This window comes from Dietzia sp. CH92 (assembly GCF_032248695.1).
In the GTDB taxonomy this organism is placed as follows: domain Bacteria; phylum Actinomycetota; class Actinomycetes; order Mycobacteriales; family Mycobacteriaceae; genus Dietzia.
On record NZ_JAVHXC010000003.1, the window covers coordinates 85,441 to 104,585 of the forward strand.

Genomic DNA, 19,145 nt, shown 5'->3' on the forward strand with positions numbered 1-19,145 from the left:
GGCGTTACCACTGTGACCTGCACGTATTCGAGTTACCTATGTGACTGGAGTGGCCGCCTCGGCCGGACGCACGGCCAGTTCGCGGAACGACCCCGTCGGGCGCGAACCGGCGCTCAGTCGAGCTGCTGGCGGACCAGATGCAGGAACTCGGTCGCGTAGTCGAGCTGGACCTGCAGATCGCGGTACCGGGCCTCGGCCTCCGCGCGGATCTCCTCGACGGTCGCCCTCGCCGCGTCGATCCCGCCCCGGCCCGGCCCCGCCTCGCCGGCGCGCCGGTCCGCGGCCAGCACGTCCGTGGCCTGCAGGAACTCCTTCATCCGCTCGAGCGAGAACCCCAGGGGCTTCATGCGCCGCACCAGCAGGAGCCGCTCGACGTCCTCGTCGGTGTAGAGCCGGAAGCCCCCGGCGGTGTGGCCGGAGGGGACCACCAGCCCGAGTTCGTCGTAGTGGCGGAGCGTACGGATCGACAACCCCGTGGCCTCGGCGACCTCGCCGACCTTCCGTACGGCACCCTCCGACATGGCCCTCCCTGTGGGCTTGCTCACACTTCGAGGACGCGGATTCGCCCCGGTCCGAAATCTACCGTTACGGTAGCTTCTTAATCTCTCGTCACGGGAGAGTGTGTCACGCTCCCATTCCGTCAGGACACTCGCGATGTCAGCACCCGCCACCACACACGGGGCGTCCTCCCCGACACCCGCCGGGGACGACGCGGGGCCGGCCCCGATCGGCGTCCTGCCCTCGTTCCGGTACGCCTTCTCGTCGGCGCGGCGGCTGCGGACCGAGGTGCTCGCGGGACTCGTCGTCGCGCTCGCGCTGATCCCCGAGGCCATCTCGTTCTCGATCCTCGCCGGCGTCGATCCGCGGGTCGGCCTGTTCGCGTCGTTCACCATGGCGGTGACGATCGCCTTCACCGGCGGGCGTCCCGCCATGATCTCCGCGGCCACCGGCGCGATCGCGCTCGTGGTGGCCCCGGTCGTGCGCGATCACGGCATGGACCACCTCGTCGCCACCGTGCTCCTCGCGGGCGTCTTCCAGGTGGTGCTGAGCCTGCTCGGTGTGGGCAAACTCATGCGATTCATCCCCCGCAGCGTGATGATCGGCTTCGTCAACGCCCTGGCGATCCTCGTCTTCGCCGCCCAGATCCCCCACCTGATCGGCGTTCCCTGGCTCGTCTACCCGATGGTCGCGGCCGGCATCGCCATCATGGTGTTCTTCCCGCGCCTGACCACGGCCGTCCCGGCCCCGCTGATCGCGATCGTCGCCATCACCGCGGTCGTCCTGCTGTTCGGGTGGTCCGTGCCGAACGTCGGCGACCAGGGCGAACTGCCCTCGTCCCTACCCGCGTTGTTCTTCCCCGACATCCCGTGGACGATCGAGACCCTCCGGATCATCGCCCCCTACGCGTTGGCGGCCGCGCTCGTCGGGCTCATGGAGTCGTTGATGACGGCCAAGCTCGTCGACGACATCACCGAGGTCCGCTCGGACAAGACCCGCGAGGGCTGGGGGCAGGGCGTGGCCAACATCGTCACCGGCGTCTTCGGCGGCATGGGTGGCTGCGCGATGATCGGGCAGACGATGATCAACGTCAAGCAGTCCGGCGCCCGTACCCGCCTGTCGACCCTCCTGGCCGGCGTCCTCCTCCTCATCCTGGTGGTGGCGCTCGGCGACGTCGTGGGGCTGATCCCCATGGCCGCCCTCGTGGCCGTGATGATCATGGTGTCGGTGGCGACCCTGGACTGGCACTCGGTACACCCGCGCACACTGCGCCTGATGCCGATCAGCGAGACCCTCGTCATGGTGGTCACGGTGGCGGCGACGCTGCTCACCGAGAACCTCGCCATCGGCGTCGTCCTCGGTGTCCTCACCGCGATGGTGCTGTTCGCCCGCCGGGTGGCCCACATGACGAGCCTGGAGACGGTCTCCGAGCGCGACACCGATCACGACGGCACGGTCGACGTCCGCACCTACCGGGTGCGGGGCGAGCTGTTCTGGGCGTCCAGCAACGACCTCGTGTACCAGTTCGACTACTCGGGCGACCCGCGGCACGTGGTGATCGACCTGACCGAGGCGGACATCTGGGACGCCTCCACCGTCGCCACGCTGGACGCGATCACCCACAAGTACGCGGCCAAGGGCAAGACCGTCGAGATCATCGGACTGGACGGCGCCAGCCGGGATCGGCTGGAGAAGTTGTCCGGCAACCTCGGCGAGGGGCACTGAGCGGCCGGCTGAGCCCTCAGCCGATCGGGGCGGGTGCCTGGAACTCGGCCTCGAACTTCTCGTAGGAGAACGTGCCGAGCGCGCGGGCGCGGTCCAGCCCCAACTCGCGGACGGCCTCGGCGAACCGGGCCACGTCACCGCCGGCGTCCCGGGCACCGGGCGCGATCGTCACGCGCGCCCCGCTGAGCGGGCGCATCCGCCCGCCGGTCGCGGTGGCCTGCGCGCGGACCAGCACGGGTGCGCCGTCGAGGACCTGGACGCAGTTCATCCCCAGGGTCTGCCGACCCGGGATCGGCATACCCACGCGGGTGTCCAGGCGGAGGTCGACTCCCCCGGCGCCGGCCGAGCCGACGGCCCCCAGTCGGGCGTCGTCGAGCGCGCCGCCGGCCGTGCCGACCATGTCACCCTTCCACTTGGGGAATCCCCAGAGCTCGTTGCCCGCCGCCAGGGTGAAGTCCTGGTCGACCGGCAGCTCGTGGATGTGCACCAGGGTGCCGGCGCCGGGCACGGTGAGCTGGAAGGCCAGGCCGATCTCGTGGTACGCGCCCAGGACGTTGCCGGGAACGTCGTGGTAGCGGACGTGGATCATGATGGCCGGGGTGCGCCCACCGGGCAGCGAGACCGGTTCCGCGCCGGCGGTGTCGATGACGGCGGACTGGCGGCCGCCGGCGATGAGCTCGCGCACGACGGCCGACCGGGCGAGGAAGGCGGCCCCGGAGACCGAGGCGGCCACGACGGGGACGGGGAAGGTGATCTCGCGTCCGGCGACGACGCGCGAGGTGGGAGAGGTCATGGACCGACGGTAGCGCCCCCGGCCGCCGGAATCAGCCCCTTGGCACGCTAACCATCCACCCGGCCTCCGCACGCACCGCGACGACCGGCGGCCGGGCTCAGCCCGTGGGGCCGGGTTCAGCCCGTGGGGCCGGACGTGTCCTGTCCCGGTTGCGCGACGACGTTCTTGACCGGGCGCCCCTTGTACTGGGGACGCAGCAGGTTGGCCGGGGACAGGATGTCGTCGAGCTCCTCCGCGGACAGCAGGCCCATCTCCAGCACGACCTCCCGCACCCCGCGGCCGGAGCGGGCGCACTCGCGGCCCACGATGTCGCCGTTGTGGTGGCCGATGATCGGGTTGAGGTAGGTGACGATCCCGATCGAGTTCATGACGTTGGCGCGGCAGATCTCGGCGTTGGCGGTGATGCCGCGGACGCACTTCTCGGTGAGCGTCTCCATGGCCCGGGTGAGCAGGGAGATGGACTCGAACATCGCCTGGGCGATCACCGGCTCCATGACGTTGAGCTGGAGCTGCCCGGCCTCGGCGGCCATGGTGACGGTCATGTCGTTGCCGATCACCTTGAAGCACACCTGGTTGACGACCTCGGGGATCACCGGGTTGACCTTGGCCGGCATGATCGACGATCCGGCCTGCAGTTCCGGCAGGTTGATCTCGTTGAGGCCGGCGCGCGGCCCGGAGGAGAGCAGTCGCAGGTCGTTGCAGATCTTGGACAGCTTGACCGCGGTCCGCTTGAGGGCGGCGTGGACGTTGACGTAGTCGCCGGTGTCGCTGGTGGCCTCGATGAGGTTCATCGCGCCGGTGACCGGGAGCCCGGTGACGGTGCGGAGGTGGTTGATGACGGCGCGGCGGTAGTCGGGCGGGGTGTTGACGCCGGTGCCGATCGCGGTGGCGCCGAGGTTGACGTCGAGCAGCATGCGGGCGGCGGCGCCGAGGACGTGGAGTTCCTCGTCGAGGTTCACGGCGAATCCGCCGAACTCCTGGCCGAGCGACATGGGGACGGCGTCCTGGAGCTGGGTGCGGCCCATCTTGAGGACCTCGCGGAACTCCTCGGACTTGTCGTAGCAGGCCTCCCGCAGTGCGACGAGCGCCGGCTCGAGCCGTTCGAGGGCGTGCCACAGGGCGATGCGGAAGCCCGTCGGGTAGGCGTCGTTGGTGGACTGCGAGCGGTTGACGTCGTCGTTCGGGCTGATGATGTCGTAGGAGCCCTTGGGGTGGCCGAGTCGTTCGAGCGCGAGGTTGGCCACGACCTCGTTGGTGTTCATGTTGACCGAGGTGCCCGCGCCGCCCTGGTAGACGCAGGAGGGGAACTGGTCCATGCAGCGGCCGTCGACGAGGATCTCGTCGCAGGCCCCGACGATCGCGTCGGCCACCGTCTGGTCGAGCACGCCCATCTCGAGGTTCGCCAGCGCGGCGGCCTTCTTCACCATGACCATTCCGCGGACGAAGTCGGGGATGTCGCTGACGGTGGTGGAGGCGATGGGGAAGTTCTCCACCGCCCGGACCGTGTGGATGCCGTAATACGCGTCCGCCGGGACCTCCTTGGTGCCGAGCAGGTCTTCTTCCACACGGGTCTGGGTCATTCGTCCTCCGCCTCTCGGGTCGCCTGCGGCCCACACTAACCGCGCGGGGCGGGGCCTCGTCGCGATCCGCGCGCGAGGAGGCCGCGGGCCCGCCTAGTCTGGGGGACATGTCGCTCACGACGACCACCCGTGGCGCCCGGGCCCTGTCCTCGGCGAGGGACGTGTTGCGTCGCCTGTATCCGTCGGACGGGGTGCTGGGCAGCATCGTCGACCGGCAGGACGTGCCGCTGCCGCGCGGGACGTGGGCGATCTTCGGGGTGGCGTTCGTGGGGTTCGCGACGCCGGTGATCGGGTTCGTGGAGTTGGCGGAGCGGATCCGCAGCGGCGCCAAGCTGCCGTTCGACCAGCCGGTGATGATGTGGGTGCAGCGGCAGCACTCGCCGCGCACCACGCGGGTCGTGCGGGTGCTGACCGAGCTCGGTGGCGTGACGGCGGTGCCGTTGTTCGCGTTGGCGACGTCGGCGTATCTGGTGTCGGTGCGGGGCAGCCGTCGCCCGGCGGCGTTGCTCACGGTGTCGCTGGTGGGCTCGACGATCATCAACACGGTGCTCAAGGCCCTCTACCGCCGCGACCGGCCAACGTTCTTCACGCACATCGTGCAGGAGAAGAGCTATTCGTTCCCGAGCGGTCACGCCATGGCGAGCGCCGCCCTGGCGGGTTGCGCGTGTGTCCTGGCGTGGCCGACGCGGTGGCGCGCCGCGGTGATCGCCGGGTCCGCGGTGTACGTGCCGACCGTGGGCGGGACCCGGATGTATCTGGGGGTGCACTTCCCGAGCGACATCCTGGCGGGGTGGTGTGTGAGCCTGGCGTGGGTGGGTGAGGTGGCCACGATCATGTGGTTGATGGACCGCCTCGACCGGACGCCGGAGCCGGGGGCCCTCCGTAGGGGGAGAGTATGACGACGACGAGGCGCGCCCGCATCGACATGTGCCGCGGCGACATCACGCGGATGGACGTGGACGCGGTGGTCAACGCGGCGAACAGTTCCCTTCTCGGGGGCGGTGGGGTGGACGGGGCGATCCACCGCGCGGGCGGGCCGACGATCCTGGCGCAGTGCCGTGAGCTCCGGTCCCGCCGGTTGCCGGACGGGTTGCCGACCGGCCGGGCCGTCGCGACCGGCGCCGGTGATCTGCCCGCGAGATGGGTCATCCACACGGTCGGTCCGATCCACGGCCGCGATCAGGACGGGGCCCGGCTGCTGGCCGACTGCTACCGGAATTCGCTGGCGGTGGCCGACGAGCTCGGCGCGCGAACGGTGGCGTTCCCGCTGATCTCCGCGGGGGCCTACGGCTGGCCGCGCCAGGACGCGATCCGCACGGCGCTCGACACGTTGACCGCCACCGGGACCGGGGTCGAGACCGCGACGCTGGTGCTCTTCGACGCCGAGGCCCTGCGCCTGGCCGAGTCGCTGCTCACCTGACCGGCCCCGCCGCCCGCGCATCCCCGCCCAGCTCCGCCGCGCACTCCCCCGCCCCACCCCGGCGCCGCCCGCGCATCCCCGCCCCACCCCGGATCCGCTACTCTCCCTCCGGATTCGCTACCCCTGTGGGAGTAGCGGATGTCGAGGCGGAGTAGCGGATTCGGGGGCGGGATGGCTGTGGACGCGGGCGGGACACGGATTCCGGCGGACCGGGTGGACGGCCCGGCTCGCGGCGCCCTGCCGGCGGTGGTGCTGACGGAGATCTGCGCCCCGTGGGTCGTGCTGACGGTCGGGTCGGTCCATCTCGGCCGGCGGGTGGGTTCGACCGCGTGGGGCGCCGCGACCGCGGCCGGGCTGGGCGTGCTGCCGCAGTCGGCGATCGCGTGGCGGGTGCGGCGCAGGGCGTTATCCGATCATCACGTCACACGGCGGGAGGACCGGCCGCTGGTGATCGCCGGGATCGCCGTGTCGGTGGCGACGCTGCTCGCCGCCCAGCACCGACGCGGCGCCCCCGATGAGCTGCGCCGGATGACGCGGGCCGCCCTGATCGCCCTGGGTGTGGCCGGGGCGGCGACGCTGCGGGTGAAGGTCTCGTTCCACACGGCGGTGCTGTCCGGGGTGGTGGCGGTCCTGGCCCGCGAGCTGTCGCCCCGATACTGGCGACTGTTGACGCTGGTGCCGCCGGTCGCGTGGGCCCGGGTGCGGATCAGTCATCACACGCCCCTGGAGACCGCGGCGGGCGCGGCGATCGGGCTGGCCTGCGGCTACCTCGGCGGCGGCCGCCGCGGCACCCGGGTCGAGGCGTCCACGGTCCCGGTGTCCGCGCGCACCCCCTGACCGACGCGCGGGGCGGGACCGAGGCGGACACCGCCGCCCCGCAGGATCCGTGGTGCGGACCTGCGGGGCGGCGGGGGCGGTCAGATGCGGTCGACCAGCAGCTTGGCGAACGCGGCCGGGTCGGACAGCGTGCCGCCCTCGGCGAGGACCGCGGCGCCGGCGACCAGCCGGGCGGTGTCCTTGAGCCCGGGCGCCGCCGGGTCCTCGGCGTGCTGCGCGCGCAGCCGCTCCACCAGCGGGTGCGTGGGGTTGAGCTCGAGGATCCGCTTGCTCACCGGCAGCTCCATGCCCGAGGCGCGGTACATGGCCTCCAGCTGCGGAGTCATGTCGAACTCGTCGCCGACCATGCACGCCGCTGACTCGGTGAGGCGCTGGGACAGACGCACCTGCTTGACCTCGTCGGACAGCTCCTCGCCCAGCCAGGTGACCAGGTCGGCGAACTCGGCGGCGTCGGGCTCGTCCTTGCCCTCCTCGACCTCCGAGCCGATGCCGGACAGGTCCACGTCGCCCTTGGCCACCGACCGCAGGCGCTTGCCCTCGACCTGGCCGACCGCGTCCACCCACACCTCGTCGACCGGGTCGGTGAGGATGAGGACCTCGACGCCGCGGGCACGGAACGCCTCCAGGTGCGGGGAGTTCTCCACCGCCGCGCGGGACGTGCCGGTGAGGTAGTAGATCTCCTCCTGCCCGTCGACCATCCGGGAGATGTACTCGGCGATGGTGGTGCCCACCTCGGCGTCGTCGCCCGTCGCCTCGCCCTCGCCCGCCGACACGTCCTCCGACGCGCCGGCGGGACGCGTGGAGGCGAACGTGCTCACCGCGAGCAGCTGCTCGCGCGCGTCGACGTCCGAGATCAGGCCCTCCTTGAGGACCGCCCCGAAGTTGGCCCAGAAGCTGCGGAACTCCTCGGGCCGGTCCGCCTTGATCTGCTCGATGGTCTGCAGGACGCGCTTGACCAGACGCTTGCGGATCGCCCGGATCTGCCGGTCCTGCTGCAGGATCTCCCGGGAGACGTTGAGGGACAGGTCCTGCGCGTCGACGATGCCCTTGACGAAGCGGAGGAACGGCGGGACCAGCTCCTCACAGTCGTCCATGATGAACACCCGGCGGACATACAGCTGCACGCCGCGCTTGGTGTCCGGGGAGAACAGGTCGAACGGCACCTGGGTGGGCAGGAACAGCAGCGCCTGGTACTCGAACGTGCCCTCGGCCTTGAGGGTGATGGTCTCCAGCGGCTCGTCCCACGCGTGCGAGATGTGGCGGTAGAACTCCGCGTACTCCTCGTCCGTGACCTCCGACTTCGGCCGGGTCCACAGGGCCTTCTGCGAGTTCAGCGTGACCGTCTCGGTGACGATGCCACCCGCCGGGGCGTCGCCGGACTCCCCGTCGGCCGCGCCCTCCTCGTCCTCCCCGGCCTCCGGCGCCGGGCGCTCGACATCCATCCGGATGGGCCACGCGATGAAGTCCGAGTAGGTGCGCACCACGCGGCGCAGCGTGTGTTCCTCGGCGTAGTCCGGCAGCGCCGCGTCCCCGCCCGCGGGCTTGAGCTGCAGGATGACCGAGGTGCCCTGCGGGGCGTCCGGGGCCTCCTCGATGGTGTACGTGTCCTCGCCGCTCGAGGTCCACCGCGTCCCCACGGTCTCCCCGGCCTTGCGGGTGACGAGCGTGACCGTGTCCGCCACCATGAACGTCGAGTAGAAGCCGATGCCGAACTGGCCGATGAGGTCCGCGGTGGCCTGCTCGGACACCTCACCGGACTCCTGGGCGGCCCGGGCCGCCGCGAGCGCCTCCCGCATCTGGCCGGTGCCCGACCTGGCGAGCGTGCCGATGAGGTCCACCACCTCGTCACGGGACATGCCGATGCCGTTGTCCCGGATGGTCAGCGTGCGCGCGGCCGCGTCCGGGATCAGCTCGATGTGCAGGTCCGAGGTGTCCACCCCGAGCGAGGAGTCCTGCAACGCCGCGAGGCGGAGCTTGTCCAGCGCGTCGGAGGAGTTGGAGATGACCTCACGAAGGAAGGTGTCCGGGTTCGAGTAGATCGAGTGGATCATCAGATCCAGCAGCTGCCGGGTCTCGGCCTGGAACTCCCGGGTCTCGGCGGCACCGGAGGTCTGCGGGCTCATGTCGGGTATCGGTCCTTTCTCGTCACGTCGCATCGGGCGCGGGCGGCGGCACGCGGTCGGTGCGCCTGTTCACGCCGTCAGGATCAACCTAGTGTGGGCCTCTGACATTCCTCGACGTGAGGTGCCGCCCATGACCCCGTCCCCACTGCCCGCGGAGGACCTCGACGTCCTCGACCGGGCCACGACCCTGTTCGGACGCGCGCTGGCGTCCCCGCTCGACGGCGACTGCGCCGCCTGCCCCGGTTGGTCCCGCCGCGACGTCGCCAACCACGTCCTGGGCGGCGGGCTGCGGTACGCCGCCTACTTCCCGAGGCTGCCGGAGTCCGAGATCGGCTGGACCCGCACCGCAGACCACGCGGGCGACAAGCCCGTCCCCGCGCTCCACCGCACCGCGGCGGGCCTGCGGAAGGAACTCGCGCGGGCGCGCGACGCGGACGCCCTCGTCCAGCACCGGCTGGCGGAGATCCCCGTGCGCGACCTGCTCGCGCTGCGCGTGTTCGAGCTCCTGGTCCACGCCCACGATCTCGACCCGGCCACGTGGGAGTCGGAGGAGGCCGAGGAACTCGCGGCCTGGACCGTCGCGCACGCCCGGGACGTGGTCGAGCTGATGCGGCAGTTCGACGTGTTCGCCGAGGCACGACCGGTGCCGATCGGGGCGGACGCCCGCGCCCGGCTCCTCGCCCTGTCCGGCCGCGAGATTTAACGTGACGCGCCGCACACCCCGGGTCTAGCGTGGTCGGTACCGGGCCGCACCGGCAGGGGGCGCCCACGACGAGAGGCCGCGTCAGATGTCCATGACCTGCGCCCCGTACATCTCCTTCCCGGGCAACGCCGCCGAGGCGTTCCCGTACTACCGGGAGCTTTTCGGCGGAGAGCTCAACCTGATGACCTACGACCAGTTCCCCTCGACCGAGGACTTCCCCTTCGATCCCCCGCACGGTTCGGTGGCCCACGCGACCCTCGAGGCCCCGGGGATCACCCTCACGGGCGGCGACGCCATGGGCGAGGCCCTCCCCGAGCCGCGTAACGACGTCTACTCGTTCCTCCTCGGATTCGACACGGAGGACGAGGCCCGCGCCTTCCTCGGCAAGGTCACCGACACCGGCGGGCAGATGGCGATGCCGTTCGAGGTCGCGCCGTGGGGCGATCGCTACGGGCAGGTCCACGACCGGTTCGGCATCCGCTGGGACGTGGTGGTCCCCGGCACCGGCGACTGACCGGCCCGCGAGCCCGATCGCGGCGGCGCCCGGCGGAAGACACCCGTATCCATCGCCCGCGCTTGTTACGGTGCACGCATGGAGATCTCTGGAGCTAGTGCCATCGTCACGGGCGGGGCGTCGGGAATCGGTGCCGCCGTCGTCCGTCAACTCGCCGCCAAGGGCGCCAAGGTGGTCGTCGCCGACCTCAACGCGGAGAAGGGAGAGGCCCTCGCGAAGGAGGTCGGGGGCACCTTCGTCGCCGTCGACGTCACCCGGACCGAGGACAACGAGAAGGCCGTCGCCGCGGCCCTCGAGTTGGGTCCCCTGCGCTTCCTCGTCAACTCGGCCGGCATCGGCTGGGCGCAGCGCACGATCGGCCGCGATGGCGAGTACTCGTCGGCCTTCGACCTGGACTCGTTCCGCAAGGTGATCGACATCAACCTCATCGGTTCGTTCGACATGCTGCGCCTGGCCGCCACCAAGATGAGCACCCAGGAGGCCGACGAGGACGGCCAGCGGGGCGCGATCGTCAACATGGCCTCCGTCGCCGCGTTCGACGGGCAGATCGGTCAGGCCGCGTACTCCGCCTCGAAGGGCGGCATCGTCGGCCTCACCCTCCCGGTCGCCCGCGACCTGTCCGCCGCCGGCATCCGACTCAACACCGTGGCGCCGGGCCTGATCGACACCCCGATCTACGGCGAGGGCCCGGACTCGGACGCCTTCAAGGCGAAGCTGGGCGAGAGCGTCCTGTTCCCCAAGCGCCTCGGCTCGGGCGACGAGCTGGCGTCCATGGTCATGGAACTGCTCACCAACCCGTACATGAACGCCGAGACCATCCGCGTCGACGGCGGCATCCGGATGCCACCCAAGTGACCTGACCAGGTCCGCTCACGACGAGAGGGGCCCCGCCGGATCGAATCCGGCGGGGCCCCTCTCGTCGCGCCCGGGCGTAGCGGCGCGTCCGGCGGGTCAGGCCTTGGCGCGCCGCTTCTTCATCCGGCCCTCGAGGTACACCGCGAACTTGGTCAGCGAGTAGTTGATGAGGATGAACAACAGACCCGCCACGATGTACGCGGGGACCGTGTTCGCGTACGCGGAGCCCAGGGTCTTGGACCAGTTGAGCAGCTCCAGGTAGGTGATGCCGTAGCCCAGTGCGGAGTCTTTGAGGATGACGACGAGTTGGCCGACGAGGGCCGGGAGCATCGCCGTGAGGGCCTGGGGGAGCTGGATCGACCGGAGCACCTGCCCGGAGGTGAGTCCCACCGACAGTCCCGCCTCGGACTGCCCCTTGGGCAGACCATGCACACCTGATCGCACGAGTTCGGCGATGACGGCACCGTTGTAGAGCGTCAGCGCGGTGACGACCGCGGCGAGCGGCGCGTGCTGGTTGGGCACGAGGTTGGACGTGGCGAAGTAGCCGAAGTAGGCGAACACCATCATCAGCAGCACGGGCACGGCGCGGAAGAACTCGACGATCACGCTGCAGAACCACCGCAGCGGGGCGAACGGCGAGAGCCGGCCCATGCCGAACAGCAGGCCGAACACCACTGCGAGCACGATCGAGATCGCGGCCGCGGTGAACGTGCCCCGCAGGCCGGGGATGAGGTACGACGTCCACACCTCGGGGTCCGTGACGAACGGCTCCCACATGAAGGCCTTGAGCTGGCCGGCCCTCTCGAACTGGAGGTAGATGACGTAGGCGATGCCCAGCGCGATGATCGCGCCGATCACCGTGAGGATCTTGTGCCGCAGCCGGGCCTTGGGGCCGGGCGCGTCGAACAGGACTGCCTGGGTGCTCATCGCTTCACCGCCAGCTTCCGGGAGAGGGAGGTCGTCCACAGGCCGATCGGCAGGGTGAGGACCACGAAGACCATCGCGAAGAAGAAGAACGTCGGCAGGCTCGCGCCCTCGTTCTCGGTGATGACCTGGAGCAGGCCGGCCGAGTCGCCGACGCCGATGACGGCCGCGACGGTGGAGTTCTTGATGAGGGCGATGATCACCGAGCCGAGCGGGGCGATCGCGCCGCGGAACGCCTGCGGCAGGATGACCTCACGCAGCGACTGCCCGAAGCCCAGGCCGATGGAGCGCGCGGCCTCCGCCTGCCCCACCGGCACGGTGTTGACGCCGGAGCGCAGGGCTTCGCAGATGTAGGCCGCGTGGTAGATCGCCAGCATGATCGCCGCCCACCAGAACGCGTTGCGGGCGAAGTCGTCGGAGACCGAGAGCTGCAGGATGAAGGACAGTCCCAGGATGCTGAAGACCATGAGCAGCGTCAGCGGCAGGTTCCGGAACGTGTTGACGTAGGAGGTGCCCAGCCCGCGCAGCACCGCCACCGGGGACACGCGCAGGACGGCCACGATCGTTCCCAGGATCAGAGCGCCGATGGTGCCCAGGACCGAGAGCTGGATCGTCACCCAGACCGCCCCGAGGACGTCGTAGTCGGCGAAGATGTCGCCCATGGTCCACCTTCCGTGATGGGGTGCCGGTCCCCCGCCCCCGCCGCGTGCGGCGGGGTGGAGGGGACGGGTGCCGGCCGGGTCGGGAGTCGACCCGGCCGGCTCGGATCAGTTCAGATCAGGCGCAGGCGTCCGGCTCCGGCGGGTTACCCTCGCCCGGGGTGAACCCGGCGGCGCCGAGGTTCTCCTCGACCGCGGAGTCCCAGCTGCCGTCGGAGATCATCTCGCGGATGGCCTCGTTGATCTGCTCGCACTTCTCCGTGTCGCCCTTGGCGATGCCGATGCCGTACCGCTCCTCGGTGAACGGCGCGCCGACGACCTTGAGCTGACCCTGGTACTGGTCCTGGGAGGCGTAGCCGGCCAGGATCGTGTCGTCCGTGGTCAGGGCGTCGACCGCGTTGGACACCAGCGCCGAGACGCACTCGGAGTAGGTGCCGAACTCCTGGAGGTTCACGCCGGGCACCTGCTCCTTGACCGTCTGGGCCGAGGTCGAGCCGGTGACCGAGCACAGGCGCTTGCCGTCGAGGGAGTCCGGCCCGGTGATCGAGTCGTCGTCCGCGCGGACCAGGAGGTCCTGGCCTGCGATGAAGTACGGACCGGCGAAGCCGACCTTCTCCTTGCGGGAGTCGGTGATGGAGTAGGTGGCGACGATCATGTCGACCTGGCCCGTCTCCAGCAGGGTCTCGCGCTGGGCGCTCGGGGCCTGCACCCACTCGATGTCACCTTCGGAGGTGCCGAGCTTCTCCGCCACGTAGCGGGCGACGTCCACGTCGAAGCCGGTGTAGTCGTTGCCCTCCTTGAGGCCGAGACCCGGCTGGTCGAACTTGATGCCGACCTTCAGCTGGTTGCCCCCGTCCCCGCCGTCGTCGCTGCCGCACGCGCTCAGACCGAGCGCCAGGGACACGGCCGCGGCGGCCGCTCCGATCCGTCGGATGTTCATGAGTACTCCTCGTGGGTGGGATGGATGGGTCTCGTACGGGTCCGCGGACGGCCCCTTCTAGTTCGACAGGATCTTGGACAGGAAGTCCTTGGCCCGGGCGCTCTGCGGATTGGTGAAGAACTCGTCCGGCGTGGCCTGCTCGACCAGCTCGCCGTCCGCCATGAAGATCACGCGGTCGGCGGCCTTGCGGGCGAAGCCCATCTCGTGGGTCACCACGACCATCGTCATGCCCGTCTTGGCCAGGCCGGTCATGACGTCGAGGACCTCGTTGATCATCTCCGGGTCCAGCGCGGAGGTCGGCTCGTCGAAGAGCATGACCTTGGGGTCCATCGCGAGCGACCGGGCGATCGCCACACGCTGCTGCTGACCGCCCGAGAGCTGGGCGGGGTACTTGGACGCCTGGTGGTCCACACCGACGCGGGCGAGGAGTTCCATCGCCCGCTTCTCCGCCTCGGCCTTGGACTGCTTCCGCACCTTGATCGGCCCCAGCGTGACGTTCTCGAGGATCGTCTTGTGGGCGAAGAGGTTGAAGGACTGGAACACCATCCCCACGTCGGCCCGCAGCTTGGCGAGGGCCTTGCCCTCCTCCGGCAGCTCCTTGCCGTCGATGGTGATGGACCCCGATTCAAAGGTCTCTAACCGGTTGATGGTGCGGCACAACGTCGACTTACCGGAGCCCGAGGGCCCGATCACCACGACGACCTCCCCCTGCTCGATGGACAGATTGATGTCCTTGAGCGCGTGGAAGTCACCGAAGTGCTTGTTGACGCCTGAGATCTCGACGAGAGCCATGTGAAGAACTATAGAGGTCTCGGGGCCTCCTCCACCCCAAGACCGCGGACGTGTCCGCGACGGCGCATCGGACCGGTCGACACGGGCCACACCGGTGCGTACCGTGCCCACATGGCGATATCAGATGTCAGGGAGTACGCCCATCTCAGCGCCGACGACGTAGAGGCCATCGGCGAGGAGCTCGAGGCGATCCGCCAGGAGGTCGTGGACTCGCTCGGCGACCGCGACCGGCGTTACGTCCAGAACACCATCAGACTGCAGCGCGGCCTCGTGGCCGGCGGCCGCGCCGTCCTGCTGTTCTCCGGCTACCGGCCCGCGTGGGTGCTCGGCACCGGGATGCTGGCCGCCGGGAAGATCATCGAGAACATGGAGCTCGGCCACAACGTCATGCACGGCCAGTGGGACTGGATGAACGACCCGGTCATCCACTCCAGTACGTGGGAGTGGGACATCGTCGGCACGTCCGAGCACTGGAAGGCCACGCACAACTACCACCACCACAAGTACACCAACATCGTCGGGATGGACGACGACGTCGGGTACGGCGTCGTGCGGGTGACGCGCGACCAGCCGTGGCACCCCGCGAACTCGCTCAACCTGGTGTGGAACACCATGCTCGCGTTCGCGTTCCAGTGGGGCGTGGGCGTCCAGCACCTCGAGATCGCCCCCGGCACGATCAACTCCTCCGGGTGGCCCGAGCAGAAGAAGCGCATTGGGCAGTTCCTGCGCAAGGCCCGCAAGCAGGTGGGCAAGGACTACGTGTGGTGGCCGATCCTGTCCGGGTCGGACTGGAAGACCACCCTGACGGCCAACGCCACCGCGAACGTCATCCGGAACCTGTGGTCCAACGCGGTGATCTTCTGCGGGCACTTCCCGGACGGTGCCGACAAGTTCACGCTCGAGGACCTGGAGAACGAGACGCAGGCGCAGTGGTACCTGCGGCAGATGCTGGGCTCGGCCAACTTCACCGGCAGCAAGCTCACCCATTTCATGTCCGGCAACCTGTCGTTCCAGATCGAGCACCACCTCTTCCCCACCATCCCGTCCAACCGGTACGCGGAGGTCTCGGAGAAGGTGCAGGACGTCTGCCGGCGCTGGGACCTGCCGTACACCACGGGCCCGCTGTACATGCAGTACTGGCAGTCGTGGCGGACCATCGCCAAGCTGTCGCTGCCGAACCGGTTCCTCAAGGCCACGGCCGACGACGCCCCGGAGACGCGGTCCGAGAAGATGTTCGCGGGGGAGCCCCGGACCTACGAGACGCGCGACGGGCGACGCTCCGGCCTGGTGACCGCCCTCAAGCACCACACCGATCCGCGTCAGCTGCGGCGCATCACCCGGACGGTGTGACCGTGGGACACGACGACAATGACGACAAGACCGACGACACCGCCGCGGGACCGGACACCGGGACCCCCAGCGTCGACCGGACACACAGCCGCCCGGAGGGCGCGACGGACGCCGAGATCGAGGCGGCCGGCACCGTCGGCGAGGCGATCGAGTACATCGAGCGGGCCCGTGGGCGCCTGTACGACCTGCACCAGCTCATCGGGCGCGCGGACATCCTCCTGCAGGAGGCCGCCGACAAGCTCGACGAGATCGGACGGACGGAGCTCGCCGAACGGATCCGCACCGAGGTCGTGGGCGTCAACGTCCTCCACGGCCGGTGGACGTTCCAGATGGTGGAGGAGTTCGACGACGGCTTCTGGACCACCGCGCGCGAGGTCGACCGCGCGGTGCGCGAGGAACTCACCGGCGGTCGCCGACACGTCCACGAGGCGGAGATGAAAGAGGCCAACAGGACGAAGGGCCGCCCCGGACACGAGGCGACCCCTGGGGATCAGAACTAGGACCCGCACGCTCGATCGCGCGGATCACCGGGTCAACCGGTGCGGTGGCGGCCGGAGATCCGGTGCCTCTCGGCCTCGGTGAGGCCGCCCCACACGCCGTACAACTCCTTGGTCTCGAGCGCGAACGTGCGGCACGTGTCGAACACCGGGCAGGTCGCGCAGACCGCCTTGGCCTTGTCCTCCTTCTTGCGGCGCTCGCCCTTCGACTCCTCCTCGAGGCTGTAGAACAGGTCCTCGTGCCCGATGCACGCCGCGTTGTCACGCCACGACCAGAAGTCCGCGGTCGGCAGAAGGTTTCTATATCTGGGCATCTGCCCTCCGATCCCGCCGTCGCGAAGTACCCGAGTTGAGCACTGAAGGTTCGCCTGGCGGTTACTACAGCCATCCTGTCAGCAAAATCGGCGCCCGCGGGCGGACTGCGGTCCTATATCGAGACGCTCACGATGCTGTCAAGAGGTTGCGCTGGGTCTATGGCAGAAATCTCACGTACGTGAGAAGTTGCCCACCGCCCGCCGGTTCGGCGTTCCCGGCCCCGGCGGGTCATCCCGGGACGGTCGCCCTCGTCGTCGTCCGGATCACCTCGGCCGCACGGGCCGCCGCGCCGTCGATCCCCCACCGCGCCCGGATCCCGGACGTCTCACCGGACAGGGACCTGTCGACCTGCGCCGAGACGGCGTGCGCGACCGCCGTGGGGCCGTCGCCGTAGCGCATCACGGCCGCCCCCGGGATCTCCTCCAACGCCCCGGCGGTGGCGTCCTGCTCCCCGTGCTCACGGCGACCCGGGACCACCACCAGTGGCACGTCAGCGCACGCCGCGTCCGCCACCGACGCCTGCCCGCCACCCGTCACCACGACGTCCGCCGAGCACAGTTCGGGCCACGGATCCTCGTGCCACACCCCGTCCGGACCGCCCACCTCGAGCCACTCCGCGACCCCCAGGTCCCCGGCCGTGGTGCGGACGGCGCGCCAGAAGCGGTGGTCTCCCACCTCGGCGGCGCCGTTGAGATGGACCACCCGCGGGACACGACGCCGATCCCGCGGCTCGGGGTCACGCCGCTCGAAACGGGACACCCCGCCGATCTCGCTGACGTGGCCCCCCGCCCTGGCGACGGTCTCGCGGTGCGCCCCCGGCGGCCACGCCCCGATCAGTCGCGCGGCCGAGCGGCACCCGAGCAGGTGCGGTTCGTCGTCCCGCCCGCCCGGCTGCAGGGTGCTCACCACGGGCACGCCCGTCATGCGCGCGGCCAGAGTCATCGCGGGCGAGGAGTCCACCCAGAACGCCTCCGGGCCCGCCTCCTCGATCCACGAGACGGCACGCAGGCGCGTGGCCAGGCCGACGCCGCCCCCGACCGGCTCGTCCGCGGGCAGGTGGACCACCCGGGTCCCCGGCGGGCGGACGGTCTCGTCCAGCGGCCCGACGAGGAGGATCGTGACCTCCTCACCCCTGTCCCGCAGCGCGGAGACGACCGGCAGCACCCGGTGCAGGTGCCCGCGACCGCGATTGTGGACGTAGACGCCGATCACGAGGGCACCGCCCTCAGGCGCCGCCCCGGAGAGTCCCGAGGAGCGCGTCGCAGAAGGCCGGCAGGTCGTCGGGCCGGCGGCTGGTGGTGATCCCGCCGTCGCGGACCAGTTCCTCGTCGACCCACTCCGCGCCGGCGTTGACCAGGTCGGTGCGCACGCTCGGGTAGGACGTCACCCGGCGACCGCGGACCACGTCGGCCTCGACGAGCACCCACGGGGCGTGACAGATCGCGAACACCGGCTTCCCGGCGTCGACCATCCCGCGCACCAGGTTCACGGCGTGCTCGTCCTGACGCAGCGCGTCCGGGTTGGCGACGCCGCCCGGCAGCACCAGGACGTCGATGTCCGCGACGTCGGTCTCCGCGCTCGTCCGGTCGACCGCCTGCGTCCCGGCGGGGTCGAGGTGGTCGACGAGTCCCACCTCGCCGCTGTCCGTGCTGACGAGGACCGCGGTGTGGCCGGCACCGACCACGGCCTCCCACGGCTCGGTGAGCTCGACCCGCTCGATGCCCTCGGCGGCCGCCAGGAAAGCGACGGTACGTGTCTCGGTTCGTGCATCCTGTGTCTCGGTCATGCCCCGATCGTGAGGGCGGCACCGACCCGCCGCAACCGGTCCCGCGGGCGGTGGACCGGCGTCCACGAGTCGGGCACCATACCCCCATGGCTCGTCGAGATCGCATGGCACACACCGGACGTCGCGGCGGCGGACGCGGCGCCCGCCGCGGCTGTGGCTGCTCGCTGTTCGTGCTGCTCCTGCTGTTGGTGGGACTGGTGGTGGCCGCGGAGTTCGGCGCCCGGTGGTACCTGTCCGAGCGGGCCGAGAGCGAGGCGTCGGCCCGGCTCGGCGCGCCCGTCTCGGTGGGGTTCGGCAGCACTTCAGTGCTGTGGGACCTGGCCACCGCGCAGGCCGTGGGAACCGTCCACCTCACCTCCCCCGGCAACGCGACCGTGCCCCGGATCGACGTGACCGGCAACGCCGTGCGACTGGTCGACGGCGGCATCCGCGCCGACACCGCCGACGGCACCGCCACTCTCAGCGGCGAGCAGCTCGCGGCCGCCGCGGCGCAGGGCAACCCGGCGGAGGGCTCGCCCGTCGCGGGCCTGACGGAGGTCCGCTCGGTCCGGCCCGACCCCGCCGCCGGGCTCCTGCGCGCGGACATCGGCGGCATCGCCGAGATCGGTGTCGCGCCGGGAGTGACCGACGGCCAGCTCACCCTCACGCCGCAGCAGACCTCGCTCCTGGGATTCGAGCTGCCGGGCGGCCTGTTCTCCGGCATCACCGGCACGGTCGACTCGACCGTCGCGTCGCTGCCCGAGGGCGTGGTGATCGAGGGCGCACGCGTGGTCCCGGAGGGACTCGAGGTGGCGCTCGGCGGACGCGACGTGGTGCTGCGGTAGCGGTGCCGAC

21 protein-coding genes are annotated in these 19,145 nt (G+C 70.6%); 10 read left to right on the forward strand and 11 right to left on the reverse strand.

The genetic code is table 11. From position 1 onward, the window contains the following. Positions 1-113 precede the first annotated feature (113 nt). Entirely contained in the window at positions 114-521 is a 408-nt protein-coding gene (locus RWK90_RS06810) for a MerR family transcriptional regulator (RefSeq protein ID WP_314037078.1), read from the reverse strand. A 133-nt stretch (positions 522-654) separates the two neighbouring features. Here RWK90_RS06810 and RWK90_RS06815 point away from each other — a divergent pair, with 133 nt between their 5' ends. Beyond that, on the forward strand, positions 655-2,223 hold the full coding sequence (locus tag RWK90_RS06815; RefSeq protein WP_314036110.1) for a SulP family inorganic anion transporter: 1,569 nt from the start codon (positions 655-657) through the stop codon (positions 2,221-2,223). A gap of 16 nt (positions 2,224-2,239) precedes the next feature. Here the strand turns inward: RWK90_RS06815 and RWK90_RS06820 are convergent, their stop codons facing one another. Next, positions 2,240-3,016, reverse strand: coding sequence for an acetoacetate decarboxylase family protein (locus RWK90_RS06820; RefSeq protein ID WP_314036112.1), 777 nt, complete (start codon positions 3,014-3,016; stop codon positions 2,240-2,242). A 116-nt stretch (positions 3,017-3,132) separates the two neighbouring features. Continuing rightward, the gene (aspA, locus tag RWK90_RS06825; RefSeq protein WP_314036114.1) at positions 3,133-4,596 is read right to left on the reverse strand and encodes an aspartate ammonia-lyase; all 1,464 of its coding nucleotides are present in this window, start codon (positions 4,594-4,596) and stop codon (positions 3,133-3,135) included. Between the two features lie 107 nt (positions 4,597-4,703). Here aspA and RWK90_RS06830 point away from each other — a divergent pair, with 107 nt between their 5' ends. The 3 genes from RWK90_RS06830 to RWK90_RS06840 all read left to right on the forward strand — a co-directional run bounded on the left by RWK90_RS06830 (position 4,704) and on the right by RWK90_RS06840 (position 6,853). Further along, positions 4,704-5,495, forward strand: coding sequence for a phosphatase PAP2 family protein (locus RWK90_RS06830; RefSeq protein WP_314036116.1), 792 nt, complete (start codon positions 4,704-4,706; stop codon positions 5,493-5,495). Further along, positions 5,492-6,016, forward strand: coding sequence for an O-acetyl-ADP-ribose deacetylase (locus tag RWK90_RS06835; protein ID WP_314036118.1), 525 nt, complete (start codon positions 5,492-5,494; stop codon positions 6,014-6,016). The genes RWK90_RS06830 and RWK90_RS06835 overlap by 4 nt, the downstream gene beginning before the upstream one ends. Positions 6,017-6,229: 213 nt before the next feature. Next, positions 6,230-6,853 (forward strand): hypothetical protein, encoded by a 624-nt coding sequence (locus tag RWK90_RS06840; protein ID WP_314036120.1) that lies wholly within the window; start codon positions 6,230-6,232, stop codon positions 6,851-6,853. 80 nt (positions 6,854-6,933) lie between these two features. Here RWK90_RS06840 and htpG read toward each other — a convergent pair whose 3' ends face one another. Then, complete coding sequence (gene htpG / locus RWK90_RS06845; protein WP_314036122.1) at positions 6,934-8,976, reverse strand: molecular chaperone HtpG; 2,043 nt, start codon at positions 8,974-8,976, stop codon at positions 6,934-6,936. A 130-nt stretch (positions 8,977-9,106) separates the two neighbouring features. On the opposite strand from htpG, the gene RWK90_RS06850 reads away from it, so the two are divergent. The 3 genes from RWK90_RS06850 (at position 9,107) to RWK90_RS06860 (ending at position 11,048) form a co-directional block, all read left to right on the forward strand. After that, entirely contained in the window at positions 9,107-9,679 is a 573-nt protein-coding gene (locus RWK90_RS06850; RefSeq protein WP_314036124.1) for a maleylpyruvate isomerase N-terminal domain-containing protein, read from the forward strand. An 85-nt stretch (positions 9,680-9,764) separates the two neighbouring features. After that, positions 9,765-10,193 carry a VOC family protein gene (locus tag RWK90_RS06855; RefSeq protein WP_314036126.1) on the forward strand — a complete coding sequence of 143 codons (429 nt, stop codon included), beginning with the start codon at positions 9,765-9,767 and terminating at the stop codon, positions 10,191-10,193. 78 nt (positions 10,194-10,271) lie between these two features. Further along, a complete protein-coding gene (locus RWK90_RS06860; RefSeq protein WP_314036128.1) occupies positions 10,272-11,048 on the forward strand; it encodes an SDR family NAD(P)-dependent oxidoreductase in 777 nt (258 codons plus the stop codon). 96 nt (positions 11,049-11,144) lie between these two features. Here RWK90_RS06860 and RWK90_RS06865 read toward each other — a convergent pair whose 3' ends face one another. From RWK90_RS06865 to RWK90_RS06880, 4 genes are all read right to left on the reverse strand, one after another. Continuing rightward, positions 11,145-11,975 (reverse strand): amino acid ABC transporter permease, encoded by an 831-nt coding sequence (locus RWK90_RS06865; protein ID WP_314036130.1) that lies wholly within the window; start codon positions 11,973-11,975, stop codon positions 11,145-11,147. After that, positions 11,972-12,634, reverse strand: a complete 663-nt coding sequence (locus RWK90_RS06870; protein WP_314036132.1) for an amino acid ABC transporter permease — start codon at positions 12,632-12,634, stop codon at positions 11,972-11,974. The genes RWK90_RS06865 and RWK90_RS06870 overlap by 4 nt, the downstream gene beginning before the upstream one ends. Before the next feature lie 115 nt (positions 12,635-12,749). Beyond that, positions 12,750-13,571: a glutamate ABC transporter substrate-binding protein gene (locus RWK90_RS06875; protein WP_314036134.1), complete on the reverse strand. Its 822-nt coding sequence runs from the start codon at positions 13,569-13,571 to the stop codon at positions 12,750-12,752. Between the two features lie 57 nt (positions 13,572-13,628). Further along, on the reverse strand, positions 13,629-14,363 hold the full coding sequence (locus tag RWK90_RS06880) for an amino acid ABC transporter ATP-binding protein (protein WP_314036136.1): 735 nt from the start codon (positions 14,361-14,363) through the stop codon (positions 13,629-13,631). A gap of 111 nt (positions 14,364-14,474) precedes the next feature. On the opposite strand from RWK90_RS06880, the gene RWK90_RS06885 reads away from it, so the two are divergent. After that, a complete protein-coding gene (locus tag RWK90_RS06885; protein ID WP_314036138.1) occupies positions 14,475-15,713 on the forward strand; it encodes a fatty acid desaturase in 1,239 nt (412 codons plus the stop codon). 2 nt (positions 15,714-15,715) lie between these two features. Further along, positions 15,716-16,213, forward strand: a complete 498-nt coding sequence (locus tag RWK90_RS06890; protein ID WP_314036140.1) for a hypothetical protein — start codon at positions 15,716-15,718, stop codon at positions 16,211-16,213. Positions 16,214-16,245: 32 nt separating this feature from the next. On the opposite strand, the gene RWK90_RS06895 is transcribed toward RWK90_RS06890, so the two are convergent. The 3 genes from RWK90_RS06895 to RWK90_RS06905 all read right to left on the reverse strand — a co-directional run bounded on the left by RWK90_RS06895 (position 16,246) and on the right by RWK90_RS06905 (position 18,311). Beyond that, positions 16,246-16,524 carry a WhiB family transcriptional regulator gene (locus RWK90_RS06895; protein WP_314036142.1) on the reverse strand — a complete coding sequence of 93 codons (279 nt, stop codon included), beginning with the start codon at positions 16,522-16,524 and terminating at the stop codon, positions 16,246-16,248. Between the two features lie 229 nt (positions 16,525-16,753). After that, positions 16,754-17,737, reverse strand: coding sequence for a glycosyltransferase (locus RWK90_RS06900; protein WP_314036144.1), 984 nt, complete (start codon positions 17,735-17,737; stop codon positions 16,754-16,756). A 13-nt stretch (positions 17,738-17,750) separates the two neighbouring features. Next, positions 17,751-18,311, reverse strand: a complete 561-nt coding sequence (locus tag RWK90_RS06905) for a type 1 glutamine amidotransferase domain-containing protein (RefSeq protein WP_314036146.1) — start codon at positions 18,309-18,311, stop codon at positions 17,751-17,753. Positions 18,312-18,397: 86 nt separating this feature from the next. On the opposite strand from RWK90_RS06905, the gene RWK90_RS06910 reads away from it, so the two are divergent. Continuing rightward, positions 18,398-19,135 carry an LmeA family phospholipid-binding protein gene (locus RWK90_RS06910; protein ID WP_314036148.1) on the forward strand — a complete coding sequence of 246 codons (738 nt, stop codon included), beginning with the start codon at positions 18,398-18,400 and terminating at the stop codon, positions 19,133-19,135. Positions 19,136-19,145: the final 10 nt, after the last annotated feature.